Origin of the sequence: Demequina lignilytica, assembly GCF_030418305.1 — a bacterium.
Classification (GTDB): domain Bacteria; phylum Actinomycetota; class Actinomycetes; order Actinomycetales; family Demequinaceae; genus Demequina; species Demequina lignilytica.
In genome coordinates, this window is the sequence record NZ_JAUHPX010000002.1 from 223,338 (window position 1) to 245,594 (window position 22,257).

The window sequence follows — 22,257 nt, forward strand, 5'->3', positions numbered from 1 at the left end:
CGAAGCGGACAAGCGCGACAAACTCCCACGTGGGATCGCGTGTCGCAGAGGGTTCAACGCGGAGGGAGGCGGCTTGTTCCCGACCCGGCGCCCGAGGGGACGGTCGCGCCGGCGCCGCGCACGATGATATCTCAACGGCACGCCGTGCCGGAACCGGGCTCGCGCCCCGGTCAGACCTCGTCGCGCAGGCGCTGGCTGATGACGGTCGTGACGCCGTCGCCGCGCATCGTCACGCCGTAGAGCGCGTCGGCGATCTCCATCGTCCGCTTCTGGTGCGTGATGACGATCAGCTGCGAGTCCTCCTGCAGCTCGGTGAAGATCTCCAGCAGCCGGCCCAGGTTGACGTCGTCGAGCGCGGCCTCGACCTCGTCCATCACGTAGAAGGGGCTCGGGCGGGCCTTGAAGATCGACACGAGCAGCGCCACGGCGGTGAGCGAACGCTCGCCGCCCGACAGCAGCGACAGCCGCTTGACCTTCTTCCCCGCCGGCCGGGCCTCGACCTCGATGCCCGTCTCGAGCATGTTGCCGGGGTCGGTCAGCACGAGCCGCCCCTCGCCGCCGGGGAACAGCCGGGGGAACACGCGGTCGAACTGCGCGGCGGTGTCCGCGAAGGCCTCGGCGAACACCTGCTCGACGCGGGCGTCGATCTCCTTGACGATCTCGAGCAGGTCGGCGCGCGACTTCTTGATGTCGTTCAGCTGGTCGGTGAGGAACTTGTGACGCTCCTCCAGCGCGGCGAACTCCTCCAGGGCGAGCGGGTTGACCCGGCCCAGCTGGTTCATCGCGCGCTCCGCCTGGCGCAGCCGCTTCTCCTGCTGCTCGCGCACGTAGGGCGTGGCGGGCGCCTCCTCGTCGTCCGCGGCGGCCTCCGTCGACGGCACGGGGACCTCGGGTCCGAACTCCTCGACCAGCCGGTCGGGATCGACGCCCAGCTCGTCGATCGCCCGCTGGCGGAGCTGCTCGAGACGGATCTTCTGCTCGGCACGCGCGACCTCGTCGCGGTGCGCCGAGTCCGTGAGGCGGGCGTGCTCGCCACCGAGCTCCTCGACCGTGCGGCGGACGTCGGCGAGGGTGCCGGAGCGCTCGGCGCGCTCCGCCTCGACAGCAGCTCGCGCATCGTCCGCCCGTTGGACGGAGCCGTCGATCAGGTGCAGCGCGTCCTCCGCGCCCGCGATGACCTCGCGGGCGGCGCGCGACTGGCGCTCGCGGCGCGCCGCGGCCTCCGCCGCTCGCGCACGGGCGTCGCGTTCCGCGACCACGGCTCGCTCGAGGCTCTCGGCCCTCGAGGCGAGCGCCCGGCCGCGCTCCTCGGACGTGCGGAGCGACAGCCGTGCCTCGGTCTCGCGGGCACGCGCGGCCTTGGCCGACTCCTCGTCCTCGTTCCGCCGCTCGAGCGCCTCGGCGGTGTCCGCCTCGAACTGCTCGGGCTCGGCCTGGGCGCCGGCGAGGCGCTCGGCGAGGCTCTCGAGCTCCTGCGCGTCGGCCGCCATGCGCTCGTGCGCCTGCTCGAGCTGCACGTCGAGGCGATCGGCCTCGTTCCGCGCCGCGCGGGCCTGCGCACCCAGCTGGCCGAGCTGCTCGGCCACGGCCGCCATGCGGGCGTCGGACTCGTTCAGCCGGGCGAGGGTGCGCTCGTGCCCCGCGCGGGTCTCGGCCTCCTCGCGCTCGGCCGTCGCGAGGCGCGTCTCGAGGGTCTCGAGCTCGGCGACCGCCGCGTCCCTGCGCTCCCGCGCGTCGTCGAAGGCGGCCTGCATGTGCAGCACGCTCGGGGCGTCGCCGGCGCCGCCGGAGGCGCTGCGCGCGCCCAGGAGATCGCCCCGGCGGGTGACGGCCACGATCTCGCGGTGACGCCCCACGAGCGCGCGGGCGGCGGCGAGGTCCTCGACCACCACGACGCCCGACACGAAGGCGCGGACCGTCGCGCCGACCCCGCCCGGGCCGGACACCAGCTCGGACGCCCACGCGGCGCCCTCGGGCAGGTCGATCGCGGGGTTGTCGACGGCGGCGCCGGCGTCGGCGACCACGAACCATGAACGCCCCGCGTCCTCGTCCCGCAGCCACCGGATCGCGTCCACCGCGTCCTCGACACCGTCGACCGCGAGCGCGTCGGCGAGGCCGCCGAGCGCGGCCGCGATCGCATCCTCGGCGCCGGCCGCGATGTCGATCAGGGAGGCCAGCGAGCCGCGCACCGCGCGCGTGCCGCTCGCCAGGAGCGCCCCCGCACCGTCCTTACGGACCAGCGACAGCTCGAGCGCCTCGCCGCGGGCCGCCCACGAGTCGCGGTCGCGCATCGCGGCATGGCGTGCGTCCTTGAGGTCGGACAGCCGCTGCTTCGCCTGCTCCCAGGCCTCGGTCGCGGACTCGTGCTGGACGTCCAGGTCCTCCTCGCCCGCCTCGACGGAGGCGACGGAGGTCTCGACGTGCTGGAACTCGGCGTTCGCCTCGTGCGCGCGTCGCTCGGCCGCGGCGCGCTGCTCCTGGAGGCGCCCGATCTCGGCCTCGGTCGACTCGACCCGCGAGCGCTTGGCGGCCACCTGCCCGGCGAGCCGCGCCACCCCCTCGCGGCGGTCGGCGACGGAGCGCAGCAGGTTGGCGTGGTGGCGCTCGGAGGCGAAGGCGGTGTCCTCGGCGCCCTTGCGCGCCTCGATCGCCGCCTCCAGCTCCTGCGCCGCGAGCGCGACCTCAGCGTCGAGCTCGGCGCGCGCCGCGCGGGCCCGCTCGAGCTGCTCGTCGAGGTCCACCAGGTCCGTCGGCGGCGCGGCGTCGACCTGCGTGCCGAGCATGCGGACACGCTCCTCCGCGAGCGTCGCGAGGTTGCGCAGCCGCTCGCGCTGGGCGCTGAGGCGGTAGTAGATGTCGTTGGCGCGGGTCAGCGCGGGCGCGGCCTCCGCGGAGGCCCGCTCGAGGTCCGCGAGCCTGCCGCGGGCCTCCGTCAGCGCCTTCTCCACGGCGGCGCGGCGCTCGAGCAGGGCCGACTCGTCGGCCTGGTCCTTCGCCATCGACCCCTGCAGGGTCGCGAGGTCGTCCGCGAGGAGGCGGCTGCGGGCGTCGCGCACGTCGATCTGGATGCGCTGCGCCTGCCGCGCGACCTCCGCCTGCTTCCCGAGCGGCCCCAGCTGTCGCCGGATCTCGCCCGTGAGGTCCTGCACGCGGGTGAGGTTCGCCTGCATCGAGTCGAGCTTGCGCAGCGCCTTCTCCTTGCGGCGGCGATGCTTGAGGATGCCGGCGGCCTCCTCGATGAAGTGGCGGCGGTCCTCGGGGGTCGCCCGCAGGACGGCGTCGAGCTGGCCCTGCCCGACGATCACGTGCATCTCGCGTCCCAGGCCCGAGTCCGAGAGCAGGTCCTGGATGTCGAGCAGTCGGCACGGCGAGCCGTTAATCGCATACTCGGAGCCGCCCGAGCGGAACAGGGTGCGGCTGATGGTGACCTCGGTGTAGTCGATCGGCAGCGCGCCGTCGGCGTTGTCGATCGTGAGCGAGACCTCGGCGCGGCCCAGCGGCGCACGGCCCGACGTGCCGGCGAAGATGACGTCCGCCATCTGGCCGCCGCGCAGCGTCTTCGCCCCCTGCTCGCCCATCACCCAGGCGAGCGCGTCCACCACGTTCGACTTGCCCGACCCGTTCGGGCCGACCACGCAGGTGACCCCCGGCTCGAACTCGAGGGTGGTCGCCGACGCGAAGGACTTGAAGCCTCGCAGCGTCAGCGTCTTGAGATGCATGGCGCCGAGTCTAGGGGAACCCTTGACCCGCTCAGGTGAGGCGCGTGGGACACGGCAGGAACCGCATCGTCCCTCCTACGGCGTGATGCGATCGAGCTCGGCGTCCTCGACGTCCGGGTGCGCGTCGTGAGCGGTCGCGAGCAGCACCTGGCGCTTCGCGCCCCAGTAGTCCATCACCGCGAACAGCAGGCCCGACAGCACGAATGTGAAGTGCAGGCCGATGCGCCACGCGATCGACGTGTAGTCGGCCTCACCGCCCTTGCTGTCGAGCGCGACGAAGTCCTTCAGCAGCAGGATCACGGAGATCGCGACCAGCGAGCCGATCAGCTTCATCTTGAGGCCCGAGAAGTCGACGTGGCCCATCCAGGACGGCCGGTCGGTGTTGCCCTCGGCGGCCTCCATCTTGGAGACGAAGTTCTCGTAGCCCGCGAAGATCACGATCACGATGAGGTTGCCCAGCAGCGCGATGTCGATCAGCGACAGGATCGCGACGGTGATCTCGTCCGCCTCGGACTCGAGGCTGAACTCGGCGATGAGGTGCCATAGCTCCATGAAGAACTTCACGAGCACCACGCCGAGCCCGGCCACGAGGCCGACGTACATCGGGGCGAGGAGCCAGCGGGTGGCGAAGAGGCCCTTCTCCAGGGCGTGCTCGAGCGGGTTGCTCATCGGGGGGACCTTCCGGGGAGGCGGCGCGCGGGCGCGCGGGGATGATGCAGATGCACCGGCTCGACGCGCGAAGGCGGCCGGTGGTGCCAGGGGTCGTGCGGCGGGGCGGGCTACAGCGCGGGGAACCAGATCCCGATCTCGCGGTCCGCGGACTCGGGCGAGTCCGAGCCGTGCACGATGTTCTGGATCACCGGCAGGTCCCACGTGCGTGCGAGGTCGCCGCGGATGGTGCCGGGGGCCGCCGTGGTCGGGTCCGTGGTGCCCGCGAGCGAGCGGAAACCCTCGATCACGCGCTCGCCCTCCGCGACCACCGCGAGCACGGGGCCCGACAGCATGAAGTCGACCAGGGGCGCGTAGAAGGGCTTGCCCACGTGCTCCGCGTAGTGCTCGGCGAGCAGCTCGGGGGTGGCGTGCTTGAGCTCGACGGCGACGAGCGTGTAGCCCTTCGCCTCGATGCGCCGCAGGACCTCCCCCGACAGCGCGCGCTTCACTCCGTCGGGCTTGACCAGGATCAGGGTGCGTTCCGTCATGGCGCGAGCCTACCGAAGGCCTGCCCCGCCACCGGTCGCTCCCCCACCGCCGCGCCCGTGAAGCGATTCGTGTCGTCTCCCGGCGCCGAGCCGGCCCCGGTGAAGGGATCCGTGCCACCGCGCCGTGACAGGATGGGCGCGTGATCACTCTCGAGGACTTCGACACGTATCCCGACTTCCCCGTCGAGGGGATCCTCTTCTACGACATCGCGCCCATCCTCGCGAGCCCCGAACGCTTCCGCGAGGCCTGCATCCAGCTGATGCCGCCGCGCGACGCACAGGTGGACATCGTCGCGGGCGTCGACGCGCGCGGGTTCATCTTCGCCCCTGTGGTCGCGCAGACGCTCGACGTGGGCATGGCGATGGTGCGCAAGGCCGGGAAGATGCCGGGCGTCGACCTGCTCGAGTCCTCGACGGAGATCGAGTACGGCTCGCGCGACCTCGCGGTCAGCGCCGGCTCGATCGAGGGTCGCCACGTGCTGGTGATCGACGACGTGCTCGCGACCGGCGGCACCGCCCGCGCGGTCGCGCAGATGCTGGAGCGCGGCGGGGCCGCCTCGGTGCGGTTCAGCTTCCTCATCGAGATCGGCGACCTGCCGGGGCGCGACGCCCTGGAGGGGTACGCGGTCACCTCGGTGGTCGTCGTCTAGCCTCGCCGCCGGGTCGCGAGCCGCGTCACCAGCAGCACGGCGGGCACGAGCGCGAGCGCGGCGAACGCGACCTCGTAGGCGATGAATCCCTGGCCGATCTCCGTCGGCACGGGGTCCTGCGCGCGCAGGTAGCTCGCGTGGATGGCGATGCCCGCCACCAGCACGGCGCCGAACAGGAGCGCCAGTCCGCCGAGGAGCCACGCCGGCAGCTGCCGGGTGTCGGGGTGCTCACGCACGTATCCGATCCATCGCGTCAGCGTGGACATCACCGCCCACCCGAGCAGCAGCAGCCCCGCGAACAGCAGCCCGTACACCGCGATCGACGGCCGGCCGAGGTCGCCGAGCGCGTTCAGCGACGCGTGCTCGAGCTGCCAGAAGATCAGCGTGAGCCCGAGCACCCCGGCGGCGAGGGCGCCGCCCACGCGCCACAGGAACCCGCTCACGCGATCTCCGCGCCGCTCTCCCCCGCGCCGGGCGAAGCAGCCGCGTCGCGCTCGGCGCGCTCGCGGTCGATCCTGCCGCCGAGCCGCAGGGCCATGATCCACAGCCCGAGGAAGATCACGCCGATGAGCGCGATGGCGGGCTCGACCAGCCCGGCCGCCAGCATCGGCGCCTGGAGCGCCCAGCCGAGCCACCGGCCCCAGCTCTTGCGCTGCTGCCCGGCCGCGTACCCGAGCGCGAGCACGAACGGGAGGCCGCAGCCCCACACGAGCCACGCGGGCGCGGCGACCTCTCCGGCGCGTCCGAGGCCCCAGAGGAGCAGGATCGCGAAGATCGCGGCGAAGGCCTGCAGCCCGAGGATCGCCTGCGTGAAGGTCAGCGTCGCCGGCCGCTGCGGACGCGGCATCGGGACGTTCTCCTGCGCCGCCGTCATCGGGCCCTCCCCACGCCCTTGCGGCGGTCGGCGCCGGTGAGGATCCGCGCGTCCGCCACCAGGGTGATGGACCCGACGACGAGGACGCCCGCGCCCAGGTCGTCGTCGCGCTCGGCGCGCTGGACGGCGGCATCGATCGCGTCCGGCAGCGACGAGGCCTCGGTCACGCGGTCCTCGCCGAAGACGTCGCGCGCGATGGCCGCGAGCTCGTCGACCGGGATCGCACGGGGGGAGGACGATGCGGTGATCACCACGTGGTCGAGGGCGGGCTCGAGCGCCCCGAGGACGCCCTCGGCGTCCTTGTCCCGCAGGATCCCGACCACGCCGACGAGCGTGGTGAAGGCGAAGGACTCCTCGACGGCGCCGACGAGCGCCTCCGCGCCGTGCGGGTTGTGGGCGGCGTCGACCAGGATCAGCGGGGAGGTCCGGACCGCCTCGAGACGGCCGGGCGACGTCACCGAGGCGAAGCCCGCCTCGACCGTCTCCCCCGCGAGAGAGGCCGGCTCGCCGCCGTCGGCGAGCAGCAGCTCGGTCGCCGCGAGGGCGAGGAGCGCGTTGTGCGCCTGGTACTCGCCGTAGAGGGGCACGAACAGCTCGGCGTACACGGCCGCCGGCGTGCGCAGCGTCACGAGCTGGCCGCCGACGCCCGGCTGACGGTCGACGACCTCGAGGGCCTCGCCCTCCCAGTAGCCGCGCGCGGCGTGCTCCTCGACGGCGTGGGCGAGGACCGGCGCGACGGACTCGGCCTGGGCCGCGATCACCGCCGCGGCGCCGTCCTTGATGATCCCGGACTTCTCCGCGGCGATGTCGACCAGCGAGTCGCCGAGCCACTCCTGGTGGTCGAGCCCCACCGGGGTCACCACCGCGACGTCGCCGTCGGCGACGTTGGTGGCGTCCCACACGCCGCCCATCCCGACCTCGACCACGGCGACGTCCACCGGCGCGTCCGCGAACGCGGCGAACGCGAGCACCACGAGCACCTCGAAGAAGCTCATGCGCGGCCCCCCGGCCTCGGCCGACCGGGCGTCGACCAGCGCGAGGATCGGCGCGATCTCCTGCCACAGGCGCACGAAGTCCTCGCGCGGGATCGGCTCGCCGTCGATCATGATCCGCTCGCGGACGGTCGTGAGGTGCGGCGACGTGAACAGGCCCGTGCGCAGGCCGTGCTCGCGCACCAGCGCCTCGGTCATGCGCGCGGTCGAGGTCTTGCCGTTCGTGCCGGTCAGGTGCACGACCTTGTAGGCGTGCTGCGGCGAACCGAGCAGGTCGCAGGCGTCGCGGACGCGGTCGAGGGTGGGCTCGAAGTCGTGCTCGGGATTGCGGGAGACGATGTGCGCGTAGATCTCGCGCTCGGCCTCCTCGAGGCTCAGGCCACCGAGGTCAAGGTCGGTCATGGGCTCCAGTGTGTCACGCAGCGACGTTGCCGGGCTCCCCCGCGTCCCCGGCGCCCACCGCATCGTCCGCACCACCGGCGGCGTCCGCGTGCTCCCCCGCGGCGGCCACCATCGCGGCGTCGACCGTGCGCGGGAGATGCGTCTCCTGCAGGTGCCGTCGCGCCTCGGCAACCAGGGTGATCGAGCCCGCGACCAGCACGCCGGCCTCGCCATCGGCATCCTCGGCGAGGCGGGTGGCGAGCTGGATCGCGTCGGGGACCGTGGCGGCGACGCGCACGCGGTGCTCGCCGAACACGACGCGCGCCCGCGCGGCGAGCACCTCGGCGTCCGCCGCGCGGTGGGAGCGGGTCTGCGTGATCACCACCTCGTCGATGATCCCGGACAGGCCCGTGAGGATGCCCTCCGCGTCCTTGTCGGCGAGCACCGCGACCACGCCGTAGGTCCGGTCGAAGGCGAAGGACTCGCGCAGGGTGTCGGCGAGGGCGGCGATGCCGTGCGGGTTGTGGGCGGCGTCCACGATCACGGTGGGCTCGGCGGACACCACCTCGAGGCGTCCCGGCGACGTGGCGCCGGCGAAGCCGCGGGCGACGGCGGGCGGGTGCAGCCCACGCGGCACGCCCGCGCCGAGGAAGGTCTCGCAGGCCGCGAGCGCGATGAGCGCGTTCTGGGCCTGGAACTCTCCGTGGAGCGGCACGAACACGTCGCGGTAGTTGCGCGCCGCGGTCCGCAGCGACACCACCTGACCGGAGGGCACCACGCGGCGCGACTCGACGGAGAGGTGGGCGCCCTCCCAGAACACGGAGGCGCCGCGGGCGGCGGCCGCGGCGACGATCACCTGCGACGCCTCGTCCCGCTGCAAGGCGCTCACCACGGTGGCACCGGGCTTGATGATCCCGGACTTCTCGTGCGCGATGCCCGGCAGCCCGCCCGTGAAGTACTTGTCGTGGTCCAGCGCCATGGGCGTGAGCACGGCGACGCGCCCGTCCGCCACGTTGGTCGCGTCGCGGAGCCCGCCGATGCCGACCTCCAGCACCAGCACGTCGACCTCGGCGTCGGCGTAGGCGACGAACCCGAGCACGGTGAGCACCTCGAAGAAGCTCATGCGCGGGCCGCCCCGGTGCTGCGACGCCTGGTCGACCGCGTGGATGACCGGCGCGACGCGCTGCCACAGGCGGATGAGGTCCTCCTGCGCGAGCGGCGCGCCGTCGATCATGATGCGTTCGCGCAGCGTGGTGAGGTGGGGCGACGTGTACAGGCCGGTGCGCAGCCCGTGGGCGCGCAGCAGGGACTCCATCATCCGGCTCGTGGAGGTCTTCCCGTTGGTGCCGGTGACGTGGATGATGTCGAGCTCGTGGTGCGGATCACCCAGCAGCGACAGCGCCTGGGTGACGCGCAGCAGCTTGGCCGCGTGGTCCGCCTCGGGAGAGCGGGAGAAGATGTGCGCGTCGATCTCGCGCTCGGCCTCGGCGAGGCTCAGTTCGGGGAAGACATCCATCGTCACGGCGTCAATTGTGCGGCACGTCGAGGGGTGCCGACGACACCCCGCGGGACATAGCGCTGTGATGTCCCTCATATGCCCGTCTATCAGGGACGATGCTGGGGTCGTGCACCGGCGTCTGGCGCCCCTGCGGCGCGTCTTGAGGGCGTGGGTGTCCCCGCCTGCGCGACAGGCGCGACCGCACTCCTTCGCACGCCCTCCCGAGGCGCGTTACCGTGGCAGGAGAGCCCTCGAACGAAGGAGATCACGTGCCCGTTCTCGTCCTCTGCGGAGCCCCGGTGGCGGGCATGCCTGGAGCCCCGTCGCGGATGGTCGACCCGACGACCCCGATCGCCTCCGCGACCGATCTGGGCCTGACGCGGGGCGACGGCGTCTTCGAGACCGTGGGGGTGCACGACGGTCGCATGCACGACCTCGAGCCTCACCTCGAGCGGCTCGCGCAGTCCGCGGCGATGCTGGACATGCCCAAGCCCGACCTCGGTGTCTTCCGCGAGGCCATCTCGTGGGCCGTGCGCGAGCTCCTCCACGGTCTCGACGAGGTGCCGGCGACCGCGCTGTGCAAGGTCGTCTACACCCGCGGGACGGAGACGGCGGCGGCCGAGATCCCCGGCGGGCGGCCGCTCGGGTTCGCCTATGCGGACGTGTTCCCCGACGTCAGCGCCGACCGCCACGAGGGGGTGCCGGTGATCACGCTGTCCCGCGGCTACCCCAAGGGCGTGGGCGCCCAGGCCCCATGGCTGCTCGCGGGCGCGAAGACCCTCTCCTACGCGATCAACATGGCGGCGCTGCGGCACGCCAAGGCGCGCGGTGCGAAGGACGTCATCCTCACCACCACGGACGGGTTCGTGCTCGAGGCGCCGCGGTCGACGGTGCTGGTGCGCCACGGCGGGATGGTCGTCACCCCGGCGATCGAGGCCGGCCTGCTCCACGGCACCGCGCAGAGGGCCGCGTTCGACGCCTTCGAGGACCGGGGATTCACCTGCGACTACCGCGACGTGACGGTCGAGCAGCTCACCTCGGCCGACGCCGTGTGGCTCACCGACTCGGTGCAGCTGCTGCGCCCCGTCCGCACCCTGGACGGCACGGAGCTCGCGGTGGATCAGGAGCTCACGGGCGCGGTCAACGCGCACATGCTCGCCGCGCACTGACGGGAGCGTCCGCCCCGGCTCACGGACCCGTGGCGGCGGGGCGGCGCGGATCGTTCGACCACTCCGACCACGAGCCCGGGTACAGGGACGCCCGGATGCCGGCGATCTCGAGCGCGGCGATCTGATGCGCGGCGGTCACCCCGGAGCCGCAGTACACGGCGACGCGGGTAGCGTCGTCCACCCCGAGCTGGGCGAACCGCTCGGCGAGGTCGCGCGCGGTCAGGAAGGTGCCATCGGCGGCCGAGTTCGCGGCGGTGGGCGCGTTGACGGCGCCCGCGATGTGCCCGGCGACCGGGTCCATCGGCTCGACCTCGCCACGGAACCTCTCCGACGCACGCGCGTCGAGCAGGATCCCGCGCCGGGGCCAGGCGGCGGCGCCGTCGGCGTCGGTCACGGGCATCCGGTCCCAGTCCAGCGCGATGTCGCCGGGCTCCACGGTCACCGCTCCCTCCTCGAGCGGGCCACCAGCGGCTGTCCAGGCGGCGAGCCCGCCGTCCAGGATGCGCACGTCGGCCACGCCCGCGTGCCGGAGCAGCCACCACGCCCGGGCCGCGCCGAAGGAGGGACCGTCGTCGTAGACCACCACCGCATCGTCCTGCCGCAGGCCCCACCGGCGGGCGGCCTGCTGGAACGCCTCGGCGGTCGGCAGCGGGTGACGGCCGCGGCGCGGATCCCCGATCGACGCGAGCTCGGTGTCCAGGTCGACGTAGACCGCGCCGGGGAGGTGCCCAGCGGCGTGGTCGTCGCGGCCGTCGGGCCGGGTGAGCGTCCACCGCACGTCGAGGAGGCGGGGCGGCTGCGGGTCCGCGAGCAGGGCGGCGAGCTCGGCGGCAGAGACGAGCACGGGCATCCGGTCCTCCGATCGTGGGCGCCTCACCATCCTGGCACCTCCGCCGGCGTGATCTCGGCCACATCCCCTCGGGGGCGCGTCACCCGTGCCGCTAGCGTGGGGCGCACCGACTGCTGGGGAGACATCAGATGGATCATGTGGGCACCATGAGGCCCGACGCGCCGGCACCTGCGAAGGACGCCGCCGCCGGCTGGTACCCCGACCCCACGCTGCCGGGTCAGCAGCGGTGCTGGGACGGCGCCGCGTGGACGCCGCGCACCCAGGTGACGGTCCCGGTCGAGCCGATCGCGCCGCTGCCCGCGGAGGGCTGAGCACCGCGCCCACGAGGCCCCCGGACCCCGCTCCCCCGGACACTGCGCACGGAGTTCAGCGCGACACGCCGAGGCCCGACCCCGATTCGGGATCGGGCCTCGGCGTGTCGGATCCGGATCCGTGCGGACTGTCCAGGGGTTCAGGGCGGGGCGGGGCGGACGGGCGGGCGCTCAGGCCTTCGCCACCGCGATCGCCTGCTCGCCTTCGACCACCGCGAGCTCGGCGGCGAGCGTCTCCCCCGCGATGAGCTCCCGATGCGCCTCGACGGCGGCGACCCGCTCGGCGGGGACCGTCAGCGTGAGCACGATCCGGTCGGCGACGTTCAGACCCGCGTTCTTGCGCTCGTCCTGGATGGCGCGCACCAGGTCGCGGGCGTAGCCCTCGGCCTCGAGCTCGGGCGTGATCGCGGTGTCGATGAGGACGAAGCCGCCGGCAGGGAGCACGGACGCGGCCTCCGCCGCATCGTCCGCACCCGAGCCGATCACGGTCGCGACCTCGTACTCCCCCTCCACCAGCGCGATGCCGCCGGACACGACCTCGCCGGCCGCCTCCGACCAGTCGCCGGTCTTCGAGCCCCGGATCGCGGCCTGCACGTCCTTGCCGATGCGCGGGCCGGCGGCGCGGGCGTTGACCGTGAGGCGACGCTCGACCGGGTGGTCCACCGTGAAGGCGTCCTCCGTGACGAAGGCGACGGACTTCACGTTGAGCTCGCTCGCGATGAGGTCCCCGTACGCCTCCAGCGCCTCCGGCGCGGACACCGCGACCTTGAGGAGCGAGAGCGGCTGACGCACGCGGATCTTCTCCTTCTTGCGCAGCGCGTGGGCGGTGGAGACCACCTCGCGCACCTGGTCCATGACGGCGCCGAGCGACGCGTCGTCCCAGGCAGCCGGCGCCGTCGGGTAGTCCGTGAGGTGCACGGAGCGCTCGCCGGTGAGGCCGCGGTAGATCTCCTCCGTGGCGAGCGGCAGCAGCGGCGCCGCGAGGCGGGACACCGTCACCAGCACGGTGAACAGCGTGTCGAACGCCGCCTGGTCCTCCTGCCAGAACCGGTCGCGCTGGGTGCGCACGTACCAGTTGGTCAGCAGCTCCATGAACTGGCGCAGCGACTCGGAGGCGCCGGGGACGTCGAAGACCTCCATCTGCGCGGTCACGGTCCGCACCAGCTCCGCGGTCTTGGCCAGCACGTACCGGTCCATCACGGGCAGCGACTCGACCGCCGCATCGTCCACCAGCCGGCCGCGCGCGCCCGCGCCGCCGTTCGCGGCGCCCGCGTAGAGCGTGAAGAAGTAGTACGTCGACCACAGCGGCAGCAGCACCTGGCGGACGCCCTCGCGGATGCCCTCCTCGGTGACGATGAGGTTGCCGCCGCGCAGGATGGGCGAGCTCATGAGGAACCAGCGCATCGCGTCCGAGCCGTCGCGGTGGAACACCTCGTTGACGTCCGGGTAGTTGCGCAGCGACTTCGACATCTTGCGGCCGTCGGAGCCGAGGACGATGCCGTGGCTCACGCAGGTCTTGAATGCCGGCCGGTCGAACAGCGCAGTGGCGAGCACGTGCATGACGTAGAACCAGCCGCGGGTCTGGCCGATGTACTCGACGATGAAGTCCGCCGGGTTGTGCCCGTCGAACCAGTCGCGGTTCTCGAACGGGTAGTGCACCTGCGCGAACGGCATCGAGCCCGAGTCGAACCACACGTCGAACACGTCGGGGATGCGGCGCATGGTCGCGTTCCCCGACGGGTCGTCGGGGTTGGGACGGGTGAGGTCGTCGATGAAGGGACGATGCAGGTTGGGCTCGCCCTTCGCGTCCAGCGGGAGGCGGCCGAAGTCCCGCTCCAGCTCCTCGAGCGAGCCGTACACGTCGGTGCGCGGGAAGGCCGGGTCGTCCGACACCCACACCGGGATGGGCGTGCCGAAGTAGCGGTTGCGGCTGATGGACCAGTCGCGCGCGCCCTCGAGCCACTTGCCGAACTGGCCGTGCTTGATGTGCTCGGGGACCCAGGTGATGTCCTCGTTGAGCTCGACCATGCGGTCGCGGAACTCCGTCACGCGCACGAACCACGAGCCCACCGCGCGGTAGATCAGCGGGTTGCGGCACCGCCAGCAGTGGGGATACGGGTGCTCGTAGGTCTCGTGGCGCAGGACGACCCCGGCCTCCTTGAGGTCCTTGATCACCGCCGGGTTCGTGTCGAACACCTGCTGGCCGGCGTACTCCGGGACCTCGGAGGTGAAGCGGCCCTTCGCGTCGATCGGGATGACGGGCTCGATGCCGGCCTCCTGGCAGACCGCCATGTCCTCCTCACCGAAGGCCGGGGCCAGGTGGACGATCCCGGTGCCGTCCTCGGTGGTCACGTAGTCCGCGGCGAGGATGCGGTGGGCGTTCGGCTGGCCGCGGAAGTGCGGGAACGGCGGCTCGTAGCCCAGGCCCGCGAGGTCCGCGCCGGTCAGCGTGACGAGGGTCTCGAAGCCCTCGCCGAGCTCGCGCCCGTAGTAAGCGAGTCGACTGACTGCGAGCACCATGGCCGTGCCCGCGAAGGCGCCCCCGGTCGGGCGCACCACGGCGTACTCGATCTCGGGACCGACGGCGGCGGCGAGGTTGCTCGGCAGCGTCCACGGCGTGGTGGTCCACACCGTGACGGCGGCGCCCGTGAGCGCCTCCTTCGCCTCCGCGGGCAGGGACGATGCGGCGACCGACTCCGCGGTCAGCGGCAGGAAGATCGCGAGGGTCGGGTCCTGCCGCGACTGGTAGACGTCGTCGTCCATGCGCAGCTCGTGGTTGGACAGCGGGGTCTCGTCGCGCCAGCAGTACGGGAGCACGCGGAAGCCCTCGTACGCGAGGCCCTTGTCGTACAGCGACTTGAAGGCCCAGATGACGGACTCCATGAAGGTCACGTCGAGCGTCTTGTAGTCGTTCTCGAAGTCGACCCAGCGCGCCTGGCGGGTGACGTACGCCTCCCACTCCTTGGTGTACTTCAGGACCGAGCTCTCGCAGGCCTCGTTGAAGGCGGCGATGCCCATCTCCTCGATCTGGGCCTTGTCGGTGATCCCGAGGATGCGCTCGGCCTCGAGCTCCGCGGGAAGCCCGTGCGTGTCCCAGCCGAAGCGGCGCTCGACGCGACGCCCGCGCATCGTCTCGAAGCGCGGGACCACGTCCTTCGCGTACCCGGTCAGGAGGTGGCCGTAGTGCGGCAGGCCGTTCGCGAAGGGAGGGCCGTCGTAGAAGACGAACTCGTTGTTGCCCGCCTCGGTGCGCGCGGGGCGGTTGTCGACCGACGCCTGGAAGGTCTGGTCGGCCTCCCAGTAGGCGAGCACGTCGGACTCGATCTCCGGGAAGTGCGGCGACGGGGCCACCTGGGCCGTGGGGTCGGTGGCGGTGCGGTGGAGCGGGTAGCGCGCGGCGTCGGTCATGCGTTCCTCGGGTGGTCCTGGCGTTCGACTCGTCTGCGAGGACGCCCCGTCCGTCAGGACGATGCGCGGTACCACCCCGCTTGCGGCCTCCCCGGGTGGGGCGGTCGCCGCTCATGGATCGCTGTGACGGGCTGCCCGTGCGGTTCTAGTGAGGCCCGGCCGAGGCCGGTCCCGTTCTTCCGCAAGCTCGCCGGTGATGGCCGGGTCGACGCTGTGCGCACCAGTGTACGGGAGGGCGCGCCGCGGTCATCCACTCGCCGCCGTGAACCACGCGATGATGATGTCGGCCGTGGTGGCCTCGCCGGCGCCCGGCTGCGCCGTGACCGCGAGCGCCTCGGATCCCTGGACGTGGACCCAGGTGCGCCACGACGTCCCGAAGCCGTCTCCGGCGCTCACGAGCACCCGGACCCCCTCGCCCGCGAGCGACTGGATGCCGACCTCCGCCGCGTCGACCCCGATCTCCCCGTCGGCCTCGCCGTCGCACGCGGACGCCGCTCGCGTGAGAGCGTCGAGGTACTCGCGGGCGGCGTCGGCCGAGTCGAAGTCCCGTGCGACGACCGCGGAGACGTTGCCCTCCCCGTGGGCGACGCCCCCGAGCGCGACCGGCACGCCTCCGAGGTCGGGGCGCCCGTCGAGGCGCGACGACGAGTCGAGCGCCACGCATCCCGACGCCTCCTCACGCGTCACCGCCACGGAGCCGAACAGGTCGGCCCCGGCACCGCCGACCAGTCCCCGTCCGGGCGGGTCCCACTCGCGCTCGTCGAGGGGCACGGCCGTGGCGCTCGCCGACTCCGCCGGCTCCACCGTGGAGCGCGGCTGCACCAGCGCGTGCGCGCCGACCGCGACCGCCGCCGCGACCGCGAGCGCCACTCCCGCCTCCGCGGCCCTGCGGATCCGGCGTCGCGGCACGATCGCCTTCTCGTACAGGGTGGTCTCGGACCCCGGGTGCGCGCGGTCGAAGCGCCGCGCCTCCTTGTCCAGCGAGTCGAGCATCATCGTCGTCAGGTCGTCGGTCATCGCGCTCGCCTCCTCGTCTCCACGGCGGTCAGATCCTCGTCGTCGTCACGGTCCCCGAAGCCGAACCCGCCGAGCGTCTCGCGCATCGCCGCCAGCGCGTCGTGCAGGTATCGCTTGACGGCGCCCTCGGACACGCCCATCCGGTCGGCCGTCTCGGCGGTGGTCAGCCCCTCGACGTGGCGGAGCACCACGCAGGCGCGCTGCCGGGGCGGGAGCCTCCGCAAGGCGACCACCACCGCATCGTGCTCGCCCGCGTGCTCGTCCGCGGGCGGGGCGTCCCTCTCGACCAGCAGCGGGAGCTTCGACCGCGCCATCGCCGCGTGGTCGCGGCGGTTGAGGAACTGCGTGAGGATGGTGCGCCGCACGTAGGCCTCGGCCTCGTTGACGTGGTCGAGGCGTCGCGCTCGCGAGAAGGTCCGGATGATCGCGTCGTGGACCAGGTCCTCCGCGGTGGGACGGTCGCCGGCGAGAAGGTAGGCGTATCCGACGAGCCGGCTGCGCCGCTCGCGGACCAGCGTGTCGAGCACGCCGTGCCACGCCCTCATCCCGCGCCTCCCGTGTCCCGCATCGTCCCGGCCGTCAGGCCGCGCCCATGTGATCCACGTACGCCTGGATCACTCGCGCCGCCTGCGCCTCCTCGTCCTCGACACCGACCACCTCGACCGAGATCGCGTACGGGCCGGCGACATGGACGTACGCGGTGCGCGGCTCGTACGTGGACCTGTGCTCGACCTCGCCGTCGGGGCCGTAGAACACGGACTCCTCGGCGCCGTGCCGAACGCGCACGATCGGCGCCGCGAGACCCGGCAGGTCGAGCTGGTCGACGGCGGTGATCACCCGCTCGTCGGCGGCGGTGGTGCCGTCCCACGAGCTGGTCACGGTGTAGGCCGTGCACTCGGACTCGAGCAGCGCAGCCGGCACGGTCGACGCGAGCTCCGGATCGCCGAAGACGCGCGTGAGGACGCTCGCCACCGTCAGATCCTCCTCGTCCTCCGGCGGCACCCCGTCGACGAAGAACGGTCCGACCGGGTTGATGAGGTCCTGCGCCGCCGCGCCGAGATCCGCGTCCGACCCGAGCTCCGCCGCCTGGTGGAACGCGGTGCACGACGCGGGCTCGACCACCGAGGTCGCGGAGCCGTAGAAGCCTTCCGCGGAGTCGACGGGGCTGAACTGCCCTGCGGGCACGGCGAGGCCCTCGAACGCCACGAGCGAGTCGAACGCTGCCAGATGGAGCTTCAGCGCGCCCCCGGACGTCGCGGTCGTCTCGCCGACGTCGCCGACGGACGCCTCAGCCGAGGGCGAGGCGTCGGACGGCTCCTCGGCGCCGCCGTCGCAGGCGGCCAGCAGCGGGAGCGCGCAGCAGGCCGCCCCGGCCACGACGGCCCGCCCCCACCGCGCTCGCGGGTGGTTCTCTCGGATCATGATGGCTCCCCTCCCCGGCGAGCGGATGCCCGCCATGGTCTGACAACAGACGGGTCCTCCCCGCGGTTGTGCCGCCGCGCACGCCGACCTCACCGCGCGCCCAGATGGTCCAGCAGCTGGTCGGCGACGGCGAGGCTGATCGCGTCAGGATCGGCGACATCGGTGGCGCCCAGGCAGAGCAGGTAGGGCCCGCGCGCGATGAGGTAGACGCGGTCGTCGACGGCGAGCGCCGGACCGGTCTCGCGCCACACACGCCCGTCGGGCAGCGTCAGCACCTCGGGCCCGACGCGGAGGCCGACCCCGAGGTCCGGCCCGGCGAGCGGGACCGTCTCGAGCACGGCCTCGGTCGCGATCAGGTGCGTGCCCTCCTCCGTCCCCGGGACGAAGGGGCGGACGCTGGCGATCGCAGCGCAGTCGGCGGCCGCCGCCAGGCGGACGATCTCCGCGGGCGCCTCCCGGTCGGCGAAGACGCGCAGGGCGATTGTGAGCGTGCTCACGCGCGAGCCGCCGCCGACCGCCTGCAGGTAGCCGAGCCGCGCATAGAGGTCGCCACGGCGGGCGGCGGAGTCCGACGCGGTCGCCAGGTCGAGGGCGCGCCGGAGCGCGACGCAGTCGCGGCTCCCGGTCGGCCGCTCCGCCCAGGACAGCTCGCCCACGTCCACCACGCCGGACGATGCGTCGGCTCGGTACGCGTACCCGGCGAGGATCGGCACGAAGCCGAGGACGCTCGCGCGCAGCTCCGGATCCCCGGCGGGCGTGGCGGGCGCCGCGGTCGCCGTCGGGGCCGCCGTGGAGGCGGGGCCGCCGGTCTCGGCGAGCACCAGCACGAGCCCGAGGGCGACGACGACCAACGCGGCCGCCGCGAGCCACGCCCGGGTGCGCCAGCCGGCGCTAGCCCACGGCACCTTCCACCCACGCCGCGATGACGTCGAGGGCGGCGACATCCGCGCCGGGCTCCGTGACGATCGCCACGGCATCCGCTCCGATCACATGCACGTCGAGACGCCAGACGGACTCGCCCGCCGGGAGCGTCGCCGTCACGGCCTCGCCCGGGAGCCCGGTCAGAGCGATGCGGGAGGCCCGGGCCTGCATCCCCTCCCCCTCGAGGTCCGTCACGCAACGGCCCGCGATCGATTCGAGGTCCCCGAGATAGGTCTGGGCGTCCTCAACGGACTCGAAGGAACGCAGCCGCACCCCGGTCGCCGCCCCGGACTCTCCGACGAAGGCTCCCAGGTTCTTCGCGGCGCCCACGCTCGCGTCGGTCCCGCCCGCCAGTGCGGCGAACGACTCGAGCGAGCCACAGGCCACCGAGTCGGCGGCGGCCGCTCCGACGGCCTCGGCGGCGGTCATCGCGGTCACCCCCGGCGAGATCACGACGTCGGCGACCGTCCATCCGGGCTCGCCCGCGACGGCGTCCGGATCGGACACGAGCGCCGCGGGCGTCGGGGTCGGCGTCTCGACGGCCGGATCCAGCGACGTGCCCGAGGGACCGAGCGCGAGGTAGCCGGCACCCGCGACCCCGACACCGACCAGCGCGACGGCGGCGACACCTGCGCGCCGGGCCGCGCGACGCGGGCGGATCGTGCGGACGTACGCGTCGGTGTCGCCGTCCCGGTGGGCCGCGTCGACGCGCGCGCGCTCCTCCTCGGCGACCGAGGTCAGCATGTCCTTCAGCTGCGTGCTCATCGACGGCCTCCCCTCGGCGCGACCACCCTGACGCCGGCGTCCTCCCGGTCGTCCGCGCCGTCCAGACCCCGAAGCTCCTCGCGCAGGACCGCGAGCGCGTCGTGCAGGTACCGCTTGACGGATCCGGTCGAGATGCCGAGCCGCTCCGCGGTCTCCTCCGTGCTCAGGTCCTCGAAGTGGCGGAGCACCACGCAGGCGCGCTGGCGCCTGGTCAGCAGGCCGAGCGCGCGCGTGACCTCGGCGTTCTCCCCGGCGGTCTGGTCCGCCGGCGGGGCGTCCCGCTCGACGAGCAGGTGCTGCTTAGCGCGCGCGACGGCACGCGAGCGCCGACCGTTGAGGAACTGCGTCGCGATGGTGCGGCGGACGTACGCCTCGGCGGCCCGCGGATCGTCCAGCCGCCGTGCCCGGGTGAAGGTGCGGATGATCGCGTCGTGCACCAGGTCCTCGGCCGTCGGGCGATCCCCCGCGAGCAGGTAGGCGTACCCGACGAGCGCGCCCCTGCGCTCGCGGATCATGGTGTCAAGCACGCCCTGCCACCGGTTCATGGTGAGTCCCCGTCCGGCCGCCTCCCCTGTCCTGGCCACGTCTCACTGCCTCCATGATGACCCGCGGAGGCATGATGCGCAGGGCGCGGTCACGGCTCGACCGCCCGGATGGCGTCGGCGAGCTCGGCGATGACCGCCGCCGCGACCTGGTCCTGTGCCAGCGCCTCGTGCACCTCGAAGCGCACCATCACCCGCCCGATCGCGACGTAGTACGTGGTCTCCGGAAGATCGATGACCTCGACGGAGCCGGCGGCCTCGTCGACCAGATCGACGATGTGCACATCGATCCGGGTCACCGGCGCGTCGACCCCGTCGAGGCCGATCCGCGCGATCACGACGTCCTCGACGTTCAGGGCACCGACGCTGCCCGACTCCGCGAACGCGGTGCATGCGTCGGCGCTCGCGGGGAGATCGGCCATGGCCGACGCCGACTCCGGGTCGTCGAGGATGCGTGCCCGCAGCGTCGACTCGTCGAAGCCCGACACCCCGTCGGCGATGGCGAAGAACGCTCCCGTGTGGACGGTCGGGTCGTCCGCGCGCGTGGTGCTGTCCTCGTTGGTCGCCCCGCCCAGCAGGTTCACCACCGGACCGCAGACGGCCGGGTCGACGGACCGGTGCTCGTAGGCCGTCCACTCGGACGCCAACGTGAACGCCTCCTCTCCGGCACGCAGGCCACGGAAGCCCAGCCCCTGCTCCTCGAGCAGCGCCTCGGACGGCTCGAAGGTCGCGAGCACCGCGATCAGGGCCTGGTCCTCGGCGGCCGCGCCGGGGTACTCCAGCGCCTCACCCTCCGCCGTCACCGTCGCAACCCCGGACGGCACCGGCGTCGCCTCGCCGCCGGACGATGCGGTGGCACCCACCGCGCCGCCCTCGCCCGCGCTGCACCCCGCCAAGGTCGCGAGCGCGGCGACGGACGCGATCACGGTCAGCAGCCTCGAGCTCGTCATCGGGCCCTCCCCTCGGCGGCGAGCGTCGTCGCCGCACCGACCAGAGAACACCGGGGACGCGGATCCGGTTGGGGGCGCCTCATCGGAGTCCTCCGGCCGCCCAGTCGCGCGTGATGCTCAGGGCGCGGTCCGCCGCGGTCGGGTCGGAGACCACGGCGATGGCGCTGGCCCCGTCGACGTAGACCTGGAGACGCCACGCGTCCTCGGTGAACGGCACCGGGATCGCGACGGCGACCCCGTCACCGGGGAGGCCCGCCGCGTCGACGCGGGCGACCGTCATGGCGACACCCCACCCGCCCATCTCGTCCGCGCAGCGGCGCGCGATCCGCCACAGCTCGCCGACGTACTCGGCGGCGATGCCGGCGGTCGCGAACGACCGCACGTGGACGTCGTTCGCCCCGCCTCCGCTGGAGACGAACGCACCCAGGTGCACCGGCGCGGTCCCGTCGGCACGGCCGACCAGCCGGCCGAAGGCCTCCAGGGCCCCGCACGCCACGGGCTCCTCGACCACCGGGCCGACGGAGTCCGCGAGGGGCGTCGCGGCCCCGCGGGGGTCGATCACGAGCCCGGCGACGGTCCACCCCGCCTCGCCGGCGACGGCCTCGGGATCCCCGACCGCGGAGGAGCCCGCAGAGGAGGAGGCGGCGACGGACGGCGCGGCGGGCGCGGTCGTGGCGCCCGTACCGGCCAGCCCGATCAGCGCGAGGCCCGGCACCGCGAGCGCGAGGAGCACGCCCAGCACGGCGACCGGCGCCAGGCGCCGCGCCCGGCGCAGGGGCGAGATCACCCGCGAGTAGAGGACGGCGTCGTCGGCGGGGTGCTCGAAGTCGAACGTGGCGCGCTCCTCGGCGACCACGGCGTCCATCAGCCTGCCGAGGTCCGGGTTCATGGCGCGCCTCGCAGGTCGCGCGAGAGCTCGGCGGCGAGCACCGTGTCCGCCTGGTCCAGCGCCCGGGCGACCGCGTCGGCGCCCATCCCGACCGTCCGTGCGATGTCCGCCGTGGACTTCCGATCGACGTCCCGGAGCACCACGCAGGCGCGCTGACGGCGGTCGAGCATCCACAGCGCCCCCGTGATCGCCGAGGCCGGGCCCTCCGTGGCCGTCCCTGCCGGCGGCTCGCCGTCCACCCCCCGCAGCCGCGACGTCGCGCGGGCGATCATCGGGCCGCGCCGCGCGCGCACGAAGCGGGCCATGATCTGACCCCGCACCGCGACCAGCGCCACCTCCGCGTCGTGCCACGCGCGAGGACGCGAGAAGGTGCGGATGATCGCCTCCCGAACCAGGTCCTGCGCGGCCCACCGCTCCCCGACCAGGAGCGACGCGTACCCGACGAGCTCGCCCCGCCGCGCGACCACCCCGGCCAGCGCATCGTCCCAGCCCCCGTGCCTCCGCATGCCGTCCATGGCCTCCCCCGACCCGCGCGCTCGACCGCGCTGCAGCCTCAACACCGTGGCGGCCGCGCCCGGTTGGGGCGCGCGCACGGCCGCGGCGGGAATCCTTGCGACCGGTGGCCCGTTGAGACAGGTGCACGGGAATCCCCCGTCGGGCGGCGAAGCCCTCCTACGCCGCGCGACCTGAGCGGCGTCCG

The 22,257-nt window shown here is 73.6% G+C and carries 21 protein-coding genes; 3 read left to right on the forward strand and 18 right to left on the reverse strand.

The genetic code is table 11. The features are described 5' to 3' along the window. Positions 1–170 precede the first annotated feature (170 nt). The 3 genes from smc to ndk form a co-directional block, all read right to left on the reverse strand. The gene (gene smc / locus QQX10_RS04370) at positions 171–3,719 is read right to left on the reverse strand and encodes a chromosome segregation protein SMC (protein WP_301118462.1); all 3,549 of its coding nucleotides are present in this window, start codon (positions 3,717–3,719) and stop codon (positions 171–173) included. Positions 3,720–3,794: 75 nt separating this feature from the next. Beyond that, positions 3,795–4,388: a TIGR00645 family protein gene (locus QQX10_RS04375; protein ID WP_301118463.1), complete on the reverse strand. Its 594-nt coding sequence runs from the start codon at positions 4,386–4,388 to the stop codon at positions 3,795–3,797. Positions 4,389–4,498: 110 nt separating this feature from the next. Then, positions 4,499–4,918: a nucleoside-diphosphate kinase gene (ndk, locus tag QQX10_RS04380; protein WP_301118464.1), complete on the reverse strand. Its 420-nt coding sequence runs from the start codon at positions 4,916–4,918 to the stop codon at positions 4,499–4,501. Positions 4,919–5,058: 140 nt separating this feature from the next. Here ndk and QQX10_RS04385 point away from each other — a divergent pair, with 140 nt between their 5' ends. Continuing rightward, positions 5,059–5,568: an adenine phosphoribosyltransferase gene (locus QQX10_RS04385; RefSeq protein ID WP_301118465.1), complete on the forward strand. Its 510-nt coding sequence runs from the start codon at positions 5,059–5,061 to the stop codon at positions 5,566–5,568. On the opposite strand, the gene QQX10_RS04390 is transcribed toward QQX10_RS04385, so the two are convergent. From QQX10_RS04390 to QQX10_RS04405, 4 genes are read right to left on the reverse strand one after another with little or no spacing between them, the layout of a single operon-like run. Then, positions 5,565–6,011: a hypothetical protein gene (locus QQX10_RS04390; RefSeq protein WP_301118466.1), complete on the reverse strand. Its 447-nt coding sequence runs from the start codon at positions 6,009–6,011 to the stop codon at positions 5,565–5,567. The genes QQX10_RS04385 and QQX10_RS04390 overlap by 4 nt on opposite strands. After that, positions 6,008–6,442, reverse strand: a complete 435-nt coding sequence (locus tag QQX10_RS04395; protein WP_301118467.1) for a DUF4233 domain-containing protein — start codon at positions 6,440–6,442, stop codon at positions 6,008–6,010. The genes QQX10_RS04390 and QQX10_RS04395 overlap by 4 nt, the downstream gene beginning before the upstream one ends. Continuing rightward, positions 6,439–7,836, reverse strand: coding sequence for a bifunctional folylpolyglutamate synthase/dihydrofolate synthase (locus QQX10_RS04400; RefSeq protein WP_301118468.1), 1,398 nt, complete (start codon positions 7,834–7,836; stop codon positions 6,439–6,441). The genes QQX10_RS04395 and QQX10_RS04400 overlap by 4 nt, the downstream gene beginning before the upstream one ends. Positions 7,837–7,849: 13 nt before the next feature. Then, the gene (locus QQX10_RS04405) at positions 7,850–9,331 is read right to left on the reverse strand and encodes a bifunctional folylpolyglutamate synthase/dihydrofolate synthase (protein WP_301118623.1); all 1,482 of its coding nucleotides are present in this window, start codon (positions 9,329–9,331) and stop codon (positions 7,850–7,852) included. Positions 9,332–9,582: 251 nt separating this feature from the next. On the opposite strand from QQX10_RS04405, the gene QQX10_RS04410 reads away from it, so the two are divergent. Next, positions 9,583–10,482: an aminotransferase class IV gene (locus QQX10_RS04410; RefSeq protein ID WP_301118469.1), complete on the forward strand. Its 900-nt coding sequence runs from the start codon at positions 9,583–9,585 to the stop codon at positions 10,480–10,482. 19 nt (positions 10,483–10,501) lie between these two features. Here QQX10_RS04410 and QQX10_RS04415 read toward each other — a convergent pair whose 3' ends face one another. Further along, a complete protein-coding gene (locus QQX10_RS04415; RefSeq protein WP_301118470.1) occupies positions 10,502–11,332 on the reverse strand; it encodes a sulfurtransferase in 831 nt (276 codons plus the stop codon). Positions 11,333–11,460: 128 nt separating this feature from the next. Here QQX10_RS04415 and QQX10_RS04420 point away from each other — a divergent pair, with 128 nt between their 5' ends. Further along, positions 11,461–11,643, forward strand: coding sequence for a DUF2510 domain-containing protein (locus QQX10_RS04420; protein WP_301118471.1), 183 nt, complete (start codon positions 11,461–11,463; stop codon positions 11,641–11,643). Positions 11,644–11,814: 171 nt separating this feature from the next. Here QQX10_RS04420 and ileS read toward each other — a convergent pair whose 3' ends face one another. From ileS to QQX10_RS04470, 10 genes are all read right to left on the reverse strand, one after another. Further along, a complete protein-coding gene (gene ileS / locus QQX10_RS04425; RefSeq protein ID WP_301118472.1) occupies positions 11,815–15,051 on the reverse strand; it encodes an isoleucine--tRNA ligase in 3,237 nt (1,078 codons plus the stop codon). A gap of 246 nt (positions 15,052–15,297) precedes the next feature. Beyond that, complete coding sequence (locus QQX10_RS04430; protein WP_301118473.1) at positions 15,298–16,068, reverse strand: hypothetical protein; 771 nt, start codon at positions 16,066–16,068, stop codon at positions 15,298–15,300. Beyond that, entirely contained in the window at positions 16,065–16,613 is a 549-nt protein-coding gene (locus tag QQX10_RS04435) for a sigma-70 family RNA polymerase sigma factor (protein WP_301118474.1), read from the reverse strand. The genes QQX10_RS04430 and QQX10_RS04435 overlap by 4 nt, the downstream gene beginning before the upstream one ends. Before the next feature lie 34 nt (positions 16,614–16,647). Beyond that, a complete protein-coding gene (locus tag QQX10_RS04440; protein WP_301118475.1) occupies positions 16,648–17,490 on the reverse strand; it encodes a hypothetical protein in 843 nt (280 codons plus the stop codon). An 89-nt stretch (positions 17,491–17,579) separates the two neighbouring features. Continuing rightward, complete coding sequence (locus QQX10_RS04445) at positions 17,580–18,395, reverse strand: hypothetical protein (protein WP_301118476.1); 816 nt, start codon at positions 18,393–18,395, stop codon at positions 17,580–17,582. Then, entirely contained in the window at positions 18,382–19,176 is a 795-nt protein-coding gene (locus QQX10_RS04450) for a hypothetical protein (RefSeq protein ID WP_301118477.1), read from the reverse strand. Before QQX10_RS04450 ends, QQX10_RS04445 begins: the two co-directional genes overlap by 14 nt. Then, a complete protein-coding gene (locus QQX10_RS04455; RefSeq protein ID WP_301118478.1) occupies positions 19,173–19,721 on the reverse strand; it encodes a sigma-70 family RNA polymerase sigma factor in 549 nt (182 codons plus the stop codon). Before QQX10_RS04455 ends, QQX10_RS04450 begins: the two co-directional genes overlap by 4 nt. Before the next feature lie 89 nt (positions 19,722–19,810). Beyond that, positions 19,811–20,668 carry a hypothetical protein gene (locus QQX10_RS04460; RefSeq protein WP_301118479.1) on the reverse strand — a complete coding sequence of 286 codons (858 nt, stop codon included), beginning with the start codon at positions 20,666–20,668 and terminating at the stop codon, positions 19,811–19,813. A 79-nt stretch (positions 20,669–20,747) separates the two neighbouring features. Further along, positions 20,748–21,557, reverse strand: coding sequence for a hypothetical protein (locus QQX10_RS04465; RefSeq protein WP_301118480.1), 810 nt, complete (start codon positions 21,555–21,557; stop codon positions 20,748–20,750). Beyond that, positions 21,554–22,072, reverse strand: a complete 519-nt coding sequence (locus tag QQX10_RS04470) for a sigma factor-like helix-turn-helix DNA-binding protein (RefSeq protein WP_301118481.1) — start codon at positions 22,070–22,072, stop codon at positions 21,554–21,556. Before QQX10_RS04470 ends, QQX10_RS04465 begins: the two co-directional genes overlap by 4 nt. Between the last annotated feature and the right edge of the window lie 185 nt (positions 22,073–22,257).

Excerpts from the sequence above, each read along its gene's own strand:
- smc (WP_301118462.1), bottom strand. The coding sequence starts at position 3,719 with ATGCATCTCAAGACGCTGACGCTGCGAGGCTTCAAGTCCTTCGCGTCG.
- QQX10_RS04375 (WP_301118463.1), bottom strand. The coding sequence starts at position 4,388 with ATGAGCAACCCGCTCGAGCACGCCCTGGAGAAGGGCCTCTTCGCCACC.
- ndk (WP_301118464.1), bottom strand. The coding sequence starts at position 4,918 with ATGACGGAACGCACCCTGATCCTGGTCAAGCCCGACGGAGTGAAGCGC.
- QQX10_RS04395 (WP_301118467.1), bottom strand. The coding sequence starts at position 6,442 with ATGACGGCGGCGCAGGAGAACGTCCCGATGCCGCGTCCGCAGCGGCCG.
- QQX10_RS04400 (WP_301118468.1), bottom strand. The coding sequence starts at position 7,836 with ATGACCGACCTTGACCTCGGTGGCCTGAGCCTCGAGGAGGCCGAGCGC.
- QQX10_RS04405 (WP_301118623.1), bottom strand. The coding sequence starts at position 9,331 with ATGGATGTCTTCCCCGAACTGAGCCTCGCCGAGGCCGAGCGCGAGATC.
- QQX10_RS04415 (WP_301118470.1), bottom strand. The coding sequence starts at position 11,332 with ATGCCCGTGCTCGTCTCTGCCGCCGAGCTCGCCGCCCTGCTCGCGGAC.
- QQX10_RS04420 (WP_301118471.1), top strand. The coding sequence starts at position 11,461 with ATGGATCATGTGGGCACCATGAGGCCCGACGCGCCGGCACCTGCGAAG.
- ileS (WP_301118472.1), bottom strand. The coding sequence starts at position 15,051 with ATGACCGACGCCGCGCGCTACCCGCTCCACCGCACCGCCACCGACCCC.
- QQX10_RS04430 (WP_301118473.1), bottom strand. The coding sequence starts at position 16,068 with ATGACCGACGACCTGACGACGATGATGCTCGACTCGCTGGACAAGGAG.
- QQX10_RS04435 (WP_301118474.1), bottom strand. The coding sequence starts at position 16,613 with ATGAGGGCGTGGCACGGCGTGCTCGACACGCTGGTCCGCGAGCGGCGC.
- QQX10_RS04440 (WP_301118475.1), bottom strand. The coding sequence starts at position 17,490 with ATGATCCGAGAGAACCACCCGCGAGCGCGGTGGGGGCGGGCCGTCGTG.
- QQX10_RS04450 (WP_301118477.1), bottom strand. The coding sequence starts at position 19,176 with ATGAGCACGCAGCTGAAGGACATGCTGACCTCGGTCGCCGAGGAGGAG.
- QQX10_RS04455 (WP_301118478.1), bottom strand. The coding sequence starts at position 19,721 with ATGAACCGGTGGCAGGGCGTGCTTGACACCATGATCCGCGAGCGCAGG.
- QQX10_RS04460 (WP_301118479.1), bottom strand. The coding sequence starts at position 20,668 with ATGACGAGCTCGAGGCTGCTGACCGTGATCGCGTCCGTCGCCGCGCTC.
- QQX10_RS04465 (WP_301118480.1), bottom strand. The coding sequence starts at position 21,557 with ATGAACCCGGACCTCGGCAGGCTGATGGACGCCGTGGTCGCCGAGGAG.
- QQX10_RS04470 (WP_301118481.1), bottom strand. The coding sequence starts at position 22,072 with ATGGACGGCATGCGGAGGCACGGGGGCTGGGACGATGCGCTGGCCGGG.